The sequence below is a fragment of the Nocardia sp. NPDC006044 genome, from assembly GCF_042871115.1.
GTDB lineage: Bacteria > Actinomycetota > Actinomycetes > Mycobacteriales > Mycobacteriaceae > Nocardia.
Genome location: NZ_JBIAID010000006.1, coordinates 279,753 through 293,608, shown reverse-complemented (window position 1 = coordinate 293,608; position 13,856 = coordinate 279,753). Strand labels below are relative to the sequence as shown.

15 protein-coding genes and 1 tRNA gene are annotated in these 13,856 nt (G+C 68.8%); 8 read left to right on the top strand and 8 right to left on the bottom strand.

Annotated features, from left to right (window positions below; genetic code table 11):
- The first annotated feature begins 16 nt into the window (after positions 1-16).
- Positions 17-520, top strand: a complete 504-nt coding sequence (locus tag ACFYO1_RS40715) for a DUF664 domain-containing protein (RefSeq protein ID WP_387243961.1) — start codon at positions 17-19, stop codon at positions 518-520.
- A gap of 6 nt (positions 521-526) precedes the next feature.
- On the opposite strand, the gene ACFYO1_RS40710 is transcribed toward ACFYO1_RS40715, so the two are convergent.
- On the bottom strand, positions 527-964 hold the full coding sequence (locus tag ACFYO1_RS40710; protein WP_387243958.1) for a DJ-1/PfpI family protein: 438 nt from the start codon (positions 962-964) through the stop codon (positions 527-529).
- On the bottom strand, positions 961-1,071 hold the full coding sequence (locus ACFYO1_RS40705) for a DJ-1/PfpI family protein (RefSeq protein ID WP_387243955.1): 111 nt from the start codon (positions 1,069-1,071) through the stop codon (positions 961-963). The genes ACFYO1_RS40710 and ACFYO1_RS40705 overlap by 4 nt, the downstream gene beginning before the upstream one ends.
- A gap of 118 nt (positions 1,072-1,189) precedes the next feature.
- Between ACFYO1_RS40705 and ACFYO1_RS40700 the strand changes: the two genes are divergently transcribed.
- On the top strand, positions 1,190-2,395 hold the full coding sequence (locus ACFYO1_RS40700; RefSeq protein ID WP_387243952.1) for a DNA polymerase III subunit delta': 1,206 nt from the start codon (positions 1,190-1,192) through the stop codon (positions 2,393-2,395).
- A 71-nt stretch (positions 2,396-2,466) separates the two neighbouring features.
- Positions 2,467-2,542 (top strand) — tRNA-Thr (locus ACFYO1_RS40695).
- A gap of 47 nt (positions 2,543-2,589) precedes the next feature.
- Here ACFYO1_RS40695 and ACFYO1_RS40690 read toward each other — a convergent pair.
- Positions 2,590-2,805 carry a hypothetical protein gene (locus ACFYO1_RS40690; RefSeq protein ID WP_387243949.1) on the bottom strand — a complete coding sequence of 72 codons (216 nt, stop codon included), beginning with the start codon at positions 2,803-2,805 and terminating at the stop codon, positions 2,590-2,592.
- A 99-nt stretch (positions 2,806-2,904) separates the two neighbouring features.
- Here ACFYO1_RS40690 and ACFYO1_RS40685 point away from each other — a divergent pair, with 99 nt between their 5' ends.
- Positions 2,905-3,324, top strand: coding sequence for a YciI family protein (locus tag ACFYO1_RS40685; RefSeq protein ID WP_387243946.1), 420 nt, complete (start codon positions 2,905-2,907; stop codon positions 3,322-3,324).
- 15 nt (positions 3,325-3,339) lie between these two features.
- The gene (locus ACFYO1_RS40680) at positions 3,340-4,623 is read left to right on the top strand and encodes an RNA polymerase sigma factor (protein ID WP_387243943.1); all 1,284 of its coding nucleotides are present in this window, start codon (positions 3,340-3,342) and stop codon (positions 4,621-4,623) included.
- 82 nt (positions 4,624-4,705) lie between these two features.
- Here the strand turns inward: ACFYO1_RS40680 and ACFYO1_RS40675 are convergent, their stop codons facing one another.
- The 3 genes from ACFYO1_RS40675 to ACFYO1_RS40665 form a co-directional block, all read right to left on the bottom strand.
- Positions 4,706-5,212: a hypothetical protein gene (locus ACFYO1_RS40675; RefSeq protein WP_387243940.1), complete on the bottom strand. Its 507-nt coding sequence runs from the start codon at positions 5,210-5,212 to the stop codon at positions 4,706-4,708.
- 229 nt (positions 5,213-5,441) lie between these two features.
- Positions 5,442-6,572, bottom strand: a complete 1,131-nt coding sequence (locus ACFYO1_RS40670; RefSeq protein WP_387243937.1) for an alpha/beta fold hydrolase — start codon at positions 6,570-6,572, stop codon at positions 5,442-5,444.
- 241 nt (positions 6,573-6,813) lie between these two features.
- Positions 6,814-7,086 (bottom strand): hypothetical protein, encoded by a 273-nt coding sequence (locus ACFYO1_RS40665; RefSeq protein WP_387243934.1) that lies wholly within the window; start codon positions 7,084-7,086, stop codon positions 6,814-6,816.
- Positions 7,087-7,161: 75 nt separating this feature from the next.
- Here ACFYO1_RS40665 and ACFYO1_RS40660 point away from each other — a divergent pair, with 75 nt between their 5' ends.
- The 3 genes from ACFYO1_RS40660 to ACFYO1_RS40650 are packed head-to-tail and all read left to right on the top strand — an operon-like array spanning position 7,162 to position 8,291.
- Positions 7,162-7,539, top strand: a complete 378-nt coding sequence (locus tag ACFYO1_RS40660; RefSeq protein ID WP_387243932.1) for a glyoxalase superfamily protein — start codon at positions 7,162-7,164, stop codon at positions 7,537-7,539.
- Between the two features lie 43 nt (positions 7,540-7,582).
- Positions 7,583-8,047 (top strand): DUF2752 domain-containing protein, encoded by a 465-nt coding sequence (locus tag ACFYO1_RS40655; protein ID WP_387243929.1) that lies wholly within the window; start codon positions 7,583-7,585, stop codon positions 8,045-8,047.
- Positions 8,048-8,102: 55 nt separating this feature from the next.
- A complete protein-coding gene (locus ACFYO1_RS40650) occupies positions 8,103-8,291 on the top strand; it encodes a hypothetical protein (protein ID WP_387243926.1) in 189 nt (62 codons plus the stop codon).
- A gap of 1 nt (position 8,292) precedes the next feature.
- On the opposite strand, the gene ACFYO1_RS40645 is transcribed toward ACFYO1_RS40650, so the two are convergent.
- Together ACFYO1_RS40645 and ACFYO1_RS40640 are read right to left on the bottom strand one after the other, a co-directional pair.
- A complete protein-coding gene (locus ACFYO1_RS40645) occupies positions 8,293-9,627 on the bottom strand; it encodes a M1 family metallopeptidase (protein ID WP_387243923.1) in 1,335 nt (444 codons plus the stop codon).
- The gene (locus ACFYO1_RS40640; RefSeq protein ID WP_387243920.1) at positions 9,627-13,544 is read right to left on the bottom strand and encodes a Pls/PosA family non-ribosomal peptide synthetase; all 3,918 of its coding nucleotides are present in this window, start codon (positions 13,542-13,544) and stop codon (positions 9,627-9,629) included. Before ACFYO1_RS40640 ends, ACFYO1_RS40645 begins: the two co-directional genes overlap by 1 nt.
- Positions 13,545-13,856: the final 312 nt, after the last annotated feature.

Here is a 13,856-nt window from a genome sequence, read left to right as displayed (position 1 = left end):
GCGAAAGGATTCACCCATGGCCGACCAGGAACGCGAAGACCTGATCAGCATCCTCGCCGACCAGCGCGACCTGTTCCGAATCACGGTGCGCGGCATCGACGAGGAGCAGGCGCGCCGGCGCACCACCGCCAGCGAACTGACCCTCGGCGGTCTGCTGCATCACCTGATCAGCTGCGAGCGCCACTGGACCACGGTGCTCGTCGAGCGGGATGAGACCGCAGCGCTCGACCCGGCGCAGTTCGACGGGGAGTACGTGATGGCCGAGGGCGAGACCGTCGCGGGGCTGCTCGCCGAATGGGACGAGGTCGCGGCGGCGACGGCGGAACTGATCCGCACGGTGGACAGCCTGGACACCTCGGTCCCGACGCCGACCGCCCCCTGGTCGCCGGAGCGGATCTGGTGGACTGTCCGCTACACGTTGCTGCACATCCTGCGGGAGATCGCGCACCATTCCGGGCATGCCGACATCATCCGCGAGGAACTCGACGGCGCGAACAGTACCTACTCGCGCAGCGCGTGAGCCGCGCTATTTGCCCAGCACCCTGAGGAATTCACGCATCCAGGCGGGATGATCGGGCCAGGCGCGGCCGGTGACGATGTTCTCGTCGACGTAGGCCTCGCTGTCCACGAACTCGGCCCCGGCCGCCTCGATGTCCGGGGCCAGCGCCGGGTACGCGCTGCACGAGCGGCCGGCCAAAACGCCTGCGGCAGCGAGGATCAGCGGTCCGTGGCACAGCGCGGCGATGGGCTTCCCGGCCTCCGCGAAGTGCCGGGCCAGGCGCCGGCAGTCCGGATTGTTGCGCAGGTACTCCGGCGCGCGGCCGCCCGGCAGCACCAGCGCGTCGTAGGTGGACGGATCGACCTCCGCGAACGCGACGTCGGCCGGCCAACTGTGCCCGGGCTTTTCGGTATAGGTATCGAAGCCGTCGACGAAGTCGTGCACCACGAACTGCAGCTTCTTCACGGCGGGGCCGCGATACGCACCTCGTGGCCTTCTTCGAGCAGACGCTGATACGGGTACATGACCTCGAGGTCCTCGGCCGCATCGCCGGTGATCAACAGAATTCTCACGGTGATTCCACCTCCTGCTCGAGGATCCGCCCGGCCGGCCGTGTGGTCAATACCGGTCCGCGCGTCGCCCGGACCCGACCGGTGATCCGTGTCGGTGCGGGCCGCTAGGGTGTACGGCGTGGCAGGTGTCTTCGATCGGTTGGTCGGCCAGGAGGCGGTCGAGTCCGCGCTCACGACTGCCTCGGTCGCGGCCCGCGCGGAGGTCGTCCAGGGAGCGATGACGCACTCGTGGCTGTTCACCGGGCCGCCCGGATCGGGCAGATCCGTTGCGGCACTGTGCTTTGCCGCCGCCCTACAGTGCACCGACCCGGGCACGCCCGGCTGCGGACGCTGCCATGCCTGCACCACCACCATGGCGGGTACCCACGGTGACGTGCGCCGGGTGATCCCGGAGGGGCTGAGCATCAGCACCAAGGAGATGCGCGAGATCGTGCAGATCGCCTCGCGCAGACCGAGCACCGGCCGGTGGCAGGTGGTCGTCATCGAGGATGCCGACCGGCTGACCGAGGCCGCGGGCAACGTGCTGCTGAAGGTGGTCGAGGAGCCGCCGGACCGGACGGTGTTCCTGCTGTGCGCGCCGTCGGTCGACCCCGAGGACATCTCGGTGACGCTGCGTTCGCGCTGCCGGCACGTGCACCTGGTGACCCCCTCGGTGCCTGCCATCGCGCGGGTGCTGCGTGAACAGGACAACCTCGACGAGAAAACCGCGAACTGGGCGGCCTCGATCAGCGGCGGACACGTCGGCCGGGCTCGGCGCCTGGCTACCGACGCGGAGGCGCGCGAACGTCGTCAACGCGCACTGGCCTTGGTCGCCGCGGCCTCGAAACCCGGTGCCGCCTACGCCGCCGCCGACGAACTGGTCAAGGCCGCCGACGACGAAGCCAAACAGATGAGCGCGGGCCGCGACGACCGCGAGCGCGAGGAACTGGCCACCGCGATGGGCGCGGGCGGCACCGGCAAGGGCGCCGCGGGCGCCACCCGAGGTTCAGCCGGCGTGCTGAAAGACTTGGAACGCCGCCAGAAATCCCGCGCGACCCGCACCGGCCGCGACTCGCTCGACCGCGCCCTCATCGACGTCGCCGGCGTCTATCGCGACGCCCTCGCCGTCCGCTTCGGCGCCGCCCGCAACGGCTCCGGCGTGGCCCTCACCCACCCCGACCTGTCCGACCAGATTTACGATCTGGCCGACCGTGTCCGCCCCGAGGGCCTGCTCAAATCCATCGACGCCGTCCTGGCCTGCCGCGAAGCCCTCGACGTCAACGTCAAACCCCGCTTCGCCCTGGCCGCCCTCGCCGCCGCCCTGACCGCCGCCCAATCCACCTGACCCCACCCCGGTGACCACCCGTTTTCGCGATCCACCCCCCGAGACGATAGACTCGCCACGCCGAAAGGCACGCCGCCTTAGCTCAGTCGGTAGAGCGCTTCACTCGTAATGAAAAGGTCGCGAGTTCGATTCTCGCAGGCGGCTCCAGTCCAATAAGCCCTGTATGCGGGTTCGCATGCAGGGTTTTTTCGTTGCTAGGTGGGGCCGGTCTTGCGGTAGTAGACCGTGATCGACGGCCACGGGCCGTCCGCCGTGTTCTCGGTGTGCAGGATCAGGTCGGCGATCGTGACGCGGCCTAGGCTTTCGATCGTCGACGCGACGGTGCGGAGCAGATTCGGGATATCCGCTTGGCCTGGGCCGGTGGGATTCGCCTGGGAGAAGTGCAGTGCCGGGTAGGCGGTTGAGGTCATGAAAAGAATTTTGCGGGGCGTGTCGATCTTCGGTGGCACCCGTTCGACCTAAGGGTGGAAGGGTCCAGAGGGGATCCGGAAGAACCGAGGAGACGAACCATGAAGTACATGCTGGTGATGCGCGCGACGGATGAGGCGTACGCGGGGATGGGGGAGGTCGACTTCGACAAGATGCTGGAGATCGTGGGGCAGTTCAACGAGGAGCTGATCCGGGCCGGGGTGCTGCTCGCCGCCGAGGGACTCACGGATCCGGCAGAGGGTGTGGTCGTCGACTACTCCGCCGAGCAGCCGATCGTCACCGACGGACCCTACGGTGAGACCAAGGAGTTGTTCGGCGGCTTCTACATTCTCAATGTGGCCTCGAAGGAGGAGGCGATCGAGTGGGCCAAGCGCATGCCGATGACCGGGCCCGGCTTCAAGACCGAGATCAGGCGGGTCGCCTCGATCGACGAATTCCCGCAGGACAACGAGTGGGTCAAGAAGGAACGGGAGTGGCGCGAAGCCACCGGCCAGCTCTGAGCGGGAGGGCGGGCGATGGCCGAGCACACCGGTCGTGAGGCCGTCGCCGCCGTCTGGCGGATCGAATCCGCGCGGATCGTCGGCGCGCTGGCGCGCTACACCGGCGACTTCTCGCTCGCCGAGGACCTCGCGCAGGAGGCACTGGCCGAGGCGCTGGTGACCTGGCCGCGCGACGGGGTGCCGAACAATCCCGCGGGCTGGCTGCTCACCGTCGGCCGGCGGCGGGCCATCGACGCGTTCCGGCGGCGCTCGGCGCTCGACGACCGGTACACGGCCCTCGCCCACAATTTGAGTGAAGGCGGTGCCGTGTCCGGTAGCGAACCGCCGGAGCCCACGGCGGCCGGTGACGTGCTGTGGGATCCGGACCAGATCGACGACGACATCCTCGCGCTGATGTTCATCTCCTGTCACCCGACGCTGTCCAGGGACGCCCGGGTGGCGCTCACCCTGCGCGTCGTCGGCGGTCTGACCAGCGACGAGATCGCGAAGGCGTGCCTGGTGCCGACGGCGACCGTGCAGGCGCGCATCACCAGGGCAAAGAAGACGCTGGCCGCGGCCAGGGTGTGGTTCGAGGTGCCGTCCGCGCAGGAGCGTGCGGCCCGGCTCGGTTCGGTGCTCAACGTGGTGTATCTGATCTTCACCGAAGGGTCCTCGGCCAGCTCCGGCAGCGAGTTGATCCGGTCCGAGCTGGCCGGCGAGGCACAGCGACTGGCCAGGGTACTCGCCCGGCTGGTGCCGAACGAGCCTGAGGCACAGGGACTTCTGGCGTTGCTGGAGCTCACCGCGGCTCGCTTTCCGGCGCGCACCGGACCGGACGGGCACCCGGTCCTATTGGCGGATCAGGACCGTCGTCGCTGGGATCGCGCCGCGATCCGCCGTGGCCGTGCGGCATTGGATCGTGCTGGGCGGGTCGGGCGAGGTCTCGGCGCCTACGGTCTACAGGCCGCGATCGCCGAATGTCACGCTGTCGCACCGTCGGTCGAGGAAACAGCGTGGGAGCGCATCGTGCTCCTGTACGAGGCCCTCGGCCGGCTGGCCCCCTCGCCGGTGGTCGACCTCAATCGCGCAGTGGCGGTGTCGATGGCGCAGGGCCCGGCGGCCGCACTCTCGATCGTCGACGAATTATCCTCCGCCCCAGAACTTTCCGGCACACACCTGCTACCGAGCGTACGCGGCGAACTACTGATCCAATTGGGCCGCAATCCAGAAGCCCGCACCGAACTCACCCGCGCAATCACCCTATGCGGCAACGCCCGCGAGCGCGCAGTCCTCACCGCCAAACTAGCCACCCTGACCTGACCACCGCCGCCCGTCCAACGGGACATGGTGGGGCTGACACGCCGCAGGAATCGCCACCATGTCCCGTTCGGTAGGAGCGGGGTCATCGGGGGCAGTGGACGGTGTAGTTCCAGTCGGTGCCGCCGGGGCCGGTGACGCGGACGAGTACGGCGGTCGCGGTGCCGGGCGGAATGTTGAGTACCGCTGAGCCGGTGCCCTCGTTGATGTCGTCGCCGACGTAGCCGGTGTTGTAGACGCGGGCACCCTCGTAGAAGACCTCGATCTGGTCGGGGATGTTGAAGGTTTCGTAGGACAGGACGAAGGAGGCCGGGCCGGGGCGGCCGAGCTGGTGCATCGTGTTGGTGACGCCGGCGCCGCCGGCCTGGGTCGATTGGTTGCACTGCTGGGTCGGCGGAGCGGGAGTGCCGGGACCGCTGCCGCTGCCGCGACTGCCGGGCCCGCCGCTGCTGCTGCCACTCCCGCTGCCACTGCTGCCCGACGACGGGGCCGCGGACACACCCCCGGCCGCCGCCAGGGTCACCGCTGCCGCCAGCACTGCCGCCGTTGCCGCCCTGCGAATACCGGAATATCGAAAACCTGAAGTGCTCAACGTATTTCCTTAACAAATTGCTTGGGGAATGTACGTTGAACACGATCCCATCGGGATCAATCGGCGAATATCCGCTGTTCAGGCGACAGTTGTTTGGACGACAGCCGGGGCTCAGCCGAAGGGCGGGCGTTCCTCGGTGACGGTGTAGTTCATGACCTGGGTGTGCCCGAGGTCGGGGGGTGTTGCTCCTGGGCCGGGCGCCGTTGACCGGCCCAGGAGAACGATCGGGTCAGCCCGCGACGGCCGTGCGTCGCGTGGCCTGTTGGGCGACCAGCTCGAGTTCGGCGTTGAAGCGGTCGGCGGCCTCGATATTGCCGAGATGGCCGGTGGGCCAGCAGTGGTAGGCGGTGAGGTGGCCGGTGCGGGACAGGGCGTCGGCGATCCGGCGGGCCATCCGTTCGGGCAGCAGCCGGTCGAAGCTGCCGGAGATGACCGTGGTGGGGATGGTCAGGTGCGCGGCGCCGTCGCTGACGTCGAGGTCCGCCAGGGCGGCGGCGTGCTTGCCGCGGGCCAGCGGACGACAGGAGCGGACGATGCCGAGGGCGAAGTTCACCTGGTCGGCGCTGGCGTGCTTGCTCATCACCCGGTCCTTGAGCACCGCGCCGACCAGCCAGCCGCCGGGCAGCGGGACCGGGCTGGTCAGCACGGTCTCGGAGAAGAAGGTCGGCAGGCGCAGCGGGGCGCCGAGCACCGTGACCGGCTTGTTCTGCACGGTGAGCTGCTTGTTCAGCAGGGGGAGCAGATCGGTGTCGTAGCGAATGTTGCCCGCGGTGGTGTTCAGCAGGATGGCGGCGGAGGCGCGGCGGGCGACCTGCTCGGGATAGCGAGCCGCCCACGCCTGCACGGTGATTCCGCCCATGCTGTGGCCGGCGAGTACGGCGCGCTGGCCGGGGCGCAGGGTCGCGTCGAGTACCGCGGACAGGTCATCGGCCAGGGTGTCGCGGCTCGGCATCCGCCGGCCGAGCTCGCTGGCGCCGTGCCCGCGCTGGTCGTAGCAGACCACCCGATACCGGTCGGCGAACGCGTTGATCTGCGGGTTCCAGTACTCGATGCTGCAGCTCCAGCCGTGGATCAGCACGATCACCTCGCCGTCGGCGGGGCCGTACGCGTGCACCCGCAGCCGGGCACCGTCCACGGTGGTGACGGGGATGACTTCCAAAGGAGCGGTAGGAGCGTTCAACGACGCGGTCCGGAAGGTTCGTGATCGCAATCCGGCACGGTAACCGGCGGTCAGGGCGCCATTACGCGCGTCCGCCAAAGTCTGCATCGACAAGGTTCGTGATCGCAATCCGGCACGGTAACCGGCGGTCAGGGCGCCATTACGCGCGTCCGCCAAAGTCTGCATCGACTTCACCAGCATCGGGCACTCCTTTGTGTCTGCCGCCACAGTACAGTGCAAGCTGAGTGCTTGCTAGTGCAAGCGCGCCGCAGCGGAACTTCTGGCTCAAAGGCTTGATTACCCGGAATTCGGTGCAGTGACACTGTCTGTTTTCACAAAGAATTAACGTCCGGATCGGGCCTCCGCTGTCTTCATCGCCAACGGCGCGAGAGCGCGTTAGCCCGCGAAAGTGGCGATCCGGTAACGGTTTCCGCACACCGGCTCAGTCGGTGGGGTCGAGCGCGGCGATCACGTCCGGGAGCACCAGGCAGACCTGGTCGTCCGGATGGAAATCGCTCGGCACGTCGCTGCGGTTGGGTGCGCGAACGAATACCACGACCGAGGAACCGTCGCCGGGATCGATCTCGACCGCGACCATCCGCTGGCCGTCGTCGTCGAGATCGCGCGGCATGGGTGCGGACCAGTGCCCCACATGCCCGAATTCGAGCTTGCGAGTCGAGTATCCGTCGAGCCGGGTAGAACCAGCGGCATCCACAGCAGAAATCCTACTCTACCTGCATAAATAGCAAATATATTCGATCTTGTCGGACCTCGGTGCGATGATCGGCGGGTGGCTTCCGACGAGATCGGCTTCGCAGCACCCATCCCCGTCCTGCGCATGTTCGACGTCGCCCGGGCGTACGAGTTCTATTGCGATTACCTGGGTTTCACCGTCGACTGGGAGCACCGGTTCGGCGCGGACTTCCCGCTCTACGCGCAGGTCTCCCGGGGCGCGGCGAAACTACACCTCAGCGAGCACCACGGTGACGGCACACCGGGCACTGTCGTGTGGATGGCGGTGGCCGACGTCAAGGCGTGGCAGGGCGAACTGGCGGGCAGGGAATACCGCTACGCCAAACCGGGTCCGCCCGAGGACGGCCCGGGCGGACTCGGCTTCGAGCTGATCGATCCGTCCGGCAACACCCTGCGCTTCGCCCAGCCCGAGTAGGACCTGTGGCGGCGAGCGGCGGCGCGCGGTTACCGTTGGTGCTGTGGACAGCACGCACGTGGCGCCGGAACCGGCTGCGCACCAGCACTCGGCGCCCCCGACCCGGCGGGGTCTGCGTGGCATAGGAGTTCCGCTGCTGGTGGCGGGGGTCGGCATCGGGATCGGCGTGCTGCTGCACGTGCGCGACCCGCACGTCGAAGGCTCCTACGGTGTCTGCCCGGTCTACGCGCTGACCGGATACTGGTGCCCCGGCTGCGGCGGCATGCGGGCCATCCACAACCTGACCGACGGCCATCTGCTGGATTCGTTGCACAGCAACGTACTTGCGATTCCGCTGGTGCTCGCGTTCGTCCTGTGGATAGCCGACTGGTCCCTGCGCAGCTGGCGCGGTCACCGGATGCGCCTGCCGTCGATCAGCCGGGCCACTATGTGGACCTTCTTCGCGCTGTTGACCGTCTACACCGTGCTGCGCAATACCCCGTGGGGAACCTGGCTCGCCCCGGTGTGATCAGACCCGGCGCGCCGGCCCGATTCACCCGCCGCGGACCGGGCAAGCTGAATCCATGAGTGATTCCCTGAAGGACCGGGTCCGCGCGAAGCTACTGCGCCAGCTCGCCGAAGACGGCGCACCGGATCCCGAACAAGAAGACACCCGTCAGCTCGCGGTCGAATCCGACCTCGGGGCGCTCGACAGCGTTCCCGACGACGACCCCCTGATCGAAGAACTCGCCGCGCGTTACCTGGTGTTCTGACCTACGCCGCGGACGGCGGCAACTGCGGCAACGGCTTGCCCGCCAGCCAGCTGTCCCACAGCGGTCGCAGCGGAATCCGGCTGTAATGCCCGGCCAGATCGGTGAATTCCTCCGTGCTCACCGACCCGTGCCGGTAGCGAATCGTCCACTCCCGCAACAGATCGTAGAAACCGTGATCGCCCAATTCCAGGCGCAGCGCATGCAGCGTGAGCGCACCGCGCTTGTAGACGCGATCGTCGAACATGTGCTGCGGACCCGGGTCGCCGACCGCGATGTCCTGCGGCTGCCTGGACAGATTGTGCCTGGCCGCACGGGCCAGCTGATCGGCCGTCGGCCCACCAGCCTCCTCGGACCAGATCCATTCGGCGTAACAGGCGAAGCCCTCGTGTAGCCAGATGTCGCGCCACTGCCGGATGGTCAGGCTGTTGCCGAACCACTGGTGCGCCAGCTCGTGTGCGACCAGACGTTCCGCGCCGCGCCTCCCGTCGCAATGGTTGGCGCCGAAGATCGAGATGCCCTGCGCCTCGATCGGGATCTCCAGCTCGTCGTCGGTGACGACCACGGTGTATCCCTCGAACGGATACGGCCCGAACCGTTCGCTGAACACCTCCATCATCCGCGGCTGCCGGGCGAAGTCGTGCTCGAAGTTGGCGCGCAGCCGGGCCGGTGCCACGGCGTGCATGGGCACCGAGTTGGCCGGCGCAACGATGCGGTGCTTCTGATACGGCCCGATCTGGATGGTCGCCAGGTAGCTCGCCATCGGTTCGGCCTGCTCGTACACCCAGGTGGTCTGGCTGGCCTTGACCTGCTTGCGCAGCAGCCTGCCGTTGGCCAGCGCGTAGTACGGACTGTCGGTGGTGATCGAAATCCGGTAGCTGGCTTTGGAACTCGGGTGGTCGTCGCACGGGAACCAGGACGCCGCGCCGTTCGGCTGGCTGGCCACCAGCGCGCCCTCGGTGAGTTCTTCCCAGCCGACCGCGCCCCACGGTCCGCGCACCGGGCGCGGGATGCCGCCGTACTGCACGACCAGCGAGAGCACGCCGCCCGCCGGAATCCGCTGCTGCGGCGTGATCACCAATTTGCCGCGCTGGTGGGTGTATTTCGCGGCCTTGGCGCCGTTGACGAACACCTTGGCCACGGTCAGCGCCTGGGACAGATCGAGCGCGAAGCGCGGCTGCACGGCGGTGGTCACCGCGGTGATCTCGGCGCGGCCGGTCAGCCGGTTGCCCGTGACCCTGTAGGTCAGGTCGAGCTCGTACCGCGATACCCGGTAGCCCCGATTTCCGTTCTGCGGCAGATATTCGTCGATCGGCGCTTCGTAGAACTTCCCCGGCATCAGCGGGCCGCTCCCGGGTCGCCTCCGAACCACGGCGCGATCGGGTTGCCCCACCAGCGGGTGGACGGGGGAACGGTGTCGCCGCGCATCACCAGCGAGGCGGGTCCGATGGTCGCGCCCTCGCCGATGGTGGAGGCGGGCAGCGCGACGCAGTGCGGGCCGAGGGTGGCGCCGGCGCCGAGGGTGACCGAGTCCATGGACATGATCCGGTCGTGGAAGAGATGGGTCTGCACGACGCAGCCGCGTTCCACGGTCGCGCCGTCACCGAGTGTCACCAGGTCCGCCTCCGGTAGCCAATAGGACTCGCACCATACCCCGCGGCCGATCTTGGCGCCGAGTCCGCGAAGCCACAGGTTCAGCACCGGAGTACCCGTCGCGGCGCGCGCGAACCACGGCGCGGCAACGGTTTCCACGAAGGTGTCGGAGACCTCGTTACGCCAGACGAACGAACTCCACAGCGGATGTTCCTCGGTGCCGATCCGGCCGACCAGCAACCACTTCGCCGCCACCGAGCTCGCGCCCGCGATCGCGCCGGCGGCCAGCAGCACCACGCCGCTGAGCAGCGCGGCGGGCAGGTGGCCGAGGCTCTGCGCGATCCAGGCCAGGGTGAACAGCACGCCGAGCCCGATGGCGAAGGTGACCAGCACCGGAACCAGGCGGCACGTCTCGACGACGGCGCGGGCGATCCGCAGCTTCGGCGGCGGATCGAAAGTGCGCGCGGTGTCCGAGCTTTCGGGTGCGCGGCGCAGGCGCACGGGCGGGCTGCCCAACCAGGACGAGCCCGCCTTGGACTTGGACGGCGCGGCCGAAAGAACCGCGACCAGACCGTTTTTCGGCACCCGGCGACCGGGCGCGGTCATGCCGGAGTTGCCGAGGAACGCGCGCTTGCCGACCTTCGCCTCGCCGATGCGCAGCCAGCCGCCACCCAGCTCGTAGCTGGCGATCATGGTGTCGTCGGCCAGAAACGCACCGTCGGCGACGACGGTGAACTTGGGCAGCAGCAACACCGTCGATGCCTCGACGCCCTGGCCGATCCTGGCGCCGAGCAGGCGCAGCCAGATCGGCGTCAGCAGGCTCGCGTACAGCGGGAACAGGAAGGTGCGCGCGGAATCCAGCAGGCGCTCGGTGGACCACACCTGCCAGCCGGTCCGGCTGCGCACGGGGTGATAACCCTCGCGCAACCGGAAGCTGAGCAGCCGCACCAGGATGATCGTGATCGCCGCGTAGACGGCGAGGCTGAGCAGCGTCGCGACCGGCAGGATCGCGAACGCGCGACCCAAACCGCCCGCGAGCGTGCGGGTATCGCGGATGAACCAGGCGATGAACAGTCCACCCGCGCCGAGACCGAGGATGGGCACCGCGGCCAGCGCCATCGAGGTAATGCCGAAGATCGCCACCCAGTGCGCCGCCCGATCCGGCGTGTGCGCGGGCCAGCGGTGCTGTGCCTTACCGATTTTCGCGGCGGGCGAGCCCGCCCACTCCTGCTCGGCCTTGACCTTGCCCGCGACCGCGGAACCCGGCGCGACCTCGGCGTTCTTGCCGATCCTGGTGCCGGGCAACAGGATCGACCGGGAGCCGACCACCGCGCCCGGTCCGACGGTGACCGGGCCGATGTGCACGACGTCGCCGTCGATCCAGTAACCGGACAGGTCCACCTCGGGTTCCACGCTGCATCCGTCGCCCAGTTCGAGCATGCCGGTCACCGGCGGCAGGGTGTGCAGGTCGACGCCCTTGCCGATCTTCGCTCCGAGCGCTCGGGCGAACGGCACCATCCACGGTGCGCCGGAAAGGTTTTCGGCGCCGCTGGCCTCGGACAGGCGTACCGCGGCCCACAGTCGCAGGTGCACCGGGCCGCCGCGCGGGTACCGTCCGGGCTCGACGCCGCGCAACAGCAACCGGGCGCCGGCCACGCAGATCGCCATCCGGCCGGGCGGCGAGATGAAGAGCAGGAACGCCGCGAGGGTCCACCACCAGGACAGGTGCGGCAGCCACGGCAGCGAGCCGGACCAGCCCGCGACATTGCCGACGATCGCCAGCCAGGTGAGCCATTGCAGGCCGGTGAGCGTGGTGAGCGGGATGGTGGCGAGCACCTGCGTCCACTGCGCGCGCCGTGGCGTCGGTTGTACGACGCGTTCCTCGACGGCGACGGCCGGTGTGCTCTGCTCCAGCAGTTCCACCAGCGCGCCGAGGCGGGGATGGTCGTAGAGGTCGGCGACGGTGATCTGCGGATAACGCGCACGCAGCGCGGTGACCAGCTGAGCCGCCGAGAGCGAGCCGCCGCCCAGGTCGAAGAAGTCGGCGTCGAGATCGGTGACCTCGCCGCCCAGCACCGAATCCCACAGTTGCGCAACCCATTGCGCGGTGCCGGTGAGATCGTTCTCGTTGTCGTCCTCGGTGCTGTTCGGCAGCGGCCAGGGCAGGGCGTTGCGGTCGACCTTGCCCGAGGTGCGGGTGGGCAGTTCGCCGACGATCGCCAGCCGGGGGACCAGCGGGGACGGAAGCTGTTCGGCGAGTTGGGCTCTGGCCGCCTTGGTGTCGAAGTCGGGGCCGGGTCCGGTGAGGTAACCGACCAGGATCTTGTTGCCCGCCTTGGTCGTTCGGATAGCCGCCGCCGCGCCGGTGACGCCGGGCAGGTGTTGCAGCGCGTTGTCGATCTCGCCGAGTTCGATGCGGCGCCCGCCGAGCTTGATCTGGTCGTCGGCGCGGCCGAGGAAGACCAGGCCCGCGCTGTCGTTGCGGACCAGGTCGCCGCTGCGATAGGCGCGATTCCAGCCGACCGAGGGCAGCGGCGCGTACTTCTCCGCGTCCTTCGCCGGATCGAGGTAGCGGGCCAGGCCGACGCCGCCGATCACCAGTTCGCCGGATTCGCCCTCGCCCACCGGGTTTCCGGCCGCGTCGATCACCACGAGGTCCCAGCCGTCGAGCGGCAGGCCGATCCGGATCGGCCACTCGCCGTCGAGCAGGGCGGCGCAGGCGACGACCGTTGCCTCGGTGGGCCCGTAAGTATTCCAGACCTCGCGATCTGTATGCCCTTTCCCGGCAAGGCGTTCCGCGAGTTCCGGAGGAACCGCCTCGCCGCCGAAGATCAGCAGCCGGACCGCGTCCAGCGCCTCGGCGGGCCAGGTCGCGGCCAGCGTCGGGACGGTGGAGACGATGCTGATCTCCCGGCGGACCAGCCACGGGCCGAGGTCGGCGCCGGTGCGCACCAGATCGCGCGGGGCGGGGACCAGGCAGGCGCCGTTGCGCCAGGCCAGCCACATTTCCTCGCAGGAGGCGTCGAAGGCGACCGAGAGTCCGGCCAGCACCCGGTCGCCGGGGCCGATCGGGGCGTTCGGCAGGAAGAGGTTGGCCTCGGCATCCACGAACGCGGCGGCGTTGCGATGAGTCACCGCAACACCTTTCGGCGTTCCGGTGGAGCCGGAGGTGAAGATGATCCAGGCATCGTCGGCGGGAGTCGGCAGGGTGCTCGTGCTGGCGTCGGCCGGATTGTCGGTGGCCGCGCGGATGCCCGCCGGGGTGGTCTGGATGCCCGCGCCGGTGACGATCGCGGTGACCTGTGCTTCGCCGAAGACCAGCTGGGCGCGTTCGTCCGGGTCGTCGGCGTCGACCGGCACGTACGCCGCGCCCGCGTAGAGGACGGCGAGGATGGTCAGGTAGAGCTCGTGCGAGCCGGACGGCATGCGCACGCCGACCCGATCGCCCGGCCGCACGCCCGCGTTGGCCAGCCGGGCCATGGTCTTCTCGATCTCGACGACGAGTTCGAGGTAGCTGAGCACGACATGGCCGTCGTCGATGGCGGGGGCATCGGGGTGGGTCAGCGCGGTCGCGGTCAGGATGTCGACGAGGGTCCGGGCCGGTGGCGTGTGCGCGGTCCGGAGCAGGGGATCGAGCTTCGCATCAACCTGTGGTTGGAGCATGACGCCCTGCCCACCTCCCATTCGACCTGCCTCGCACTTCCCTGATGTTGTTTGTGTCATAGCTGGGTTACCAGTTGGCAAACACTGTGGTGACCAGTTGTCCACGGTACTCGGGGTCGTCGACGTTTGTTGTTCACCGGCGCGGTTGCCTACGGCTCGCCGGCAGGCGGGGTTGTTGCAGGTCGTCGCCGTTTCTGCCGGACGAGCCGATGCAATGCCTGGTGGACGGGTCGCGCGGTGAGTTCGCTGGGCGATCGCTGCACCGCCGCGCTCAGCCCGGTGTGATTCCCCACATCAGCTGGTGATCTTGCA

Excerpts from the sequence above, each read along its gene's own strand:
- ACFYO1_RS40715 (WP_387243961.1), top strand. The coding sequence starts at position 17 with ATGGCCGACCAGGAACGCGAAGACCTGATCAGCATCCTCGCCGACCAG.
- ACFYO1_RS40690 (WP_387243949.1), bottom strand. The coding sequence starts at position 2,805 with ATGACCTCAACCGCCTACCCGGCACTGCACTTCTCCCAGGCGAATCCC.
- ACFYO1_RS40670 (WP_387243937.1), bottom strand. The coding sequence starts at position 6,572 with ATGCTGGTGAAGTCGATGCAGACTTTGGCGGACGCGCGTAATGGCGCC.
- ACFYO1_RS40680 (WP_387243943.1), top strand. The coding sequence starts at position 3,340 with ATGGCCGAGCACACCGGTCGTGAGGCCGTCGCCGCCGTCTGGCGGATC.
- ACFYO1_RS40645 (WP_387243923.1), bottom strand. The coding sequence starts at position 9,627 with ATGCCGGGGAAGTTCTACGAAGCGCCGATCGACGAATATCTGCCGCAG.
- ACFYO1_RS40685 (WP_387243946.1), top strand. The coding sequence starts at position 2,905 with ATGAAGTACATGCTGGTGATGCGCGCGACGGATGAGGCGTACGCGGGG.
- ACFYO1_RS40640 (WP_387243920.1), bottom strand. The coding sequence starts at position 13,544 with ATGCTCCAACCACAGGTTGATGCGAAGCTCGATCCCCTGCTCCGGACC.
- ACFYO1_RS40650 (WP_387243926.1), top strand. The coding sequence starts at position 8,103 with ATGAGTGATTCCCTGAAGGACCGGGTCCGCGCGAAGCTACTGCGCCAG.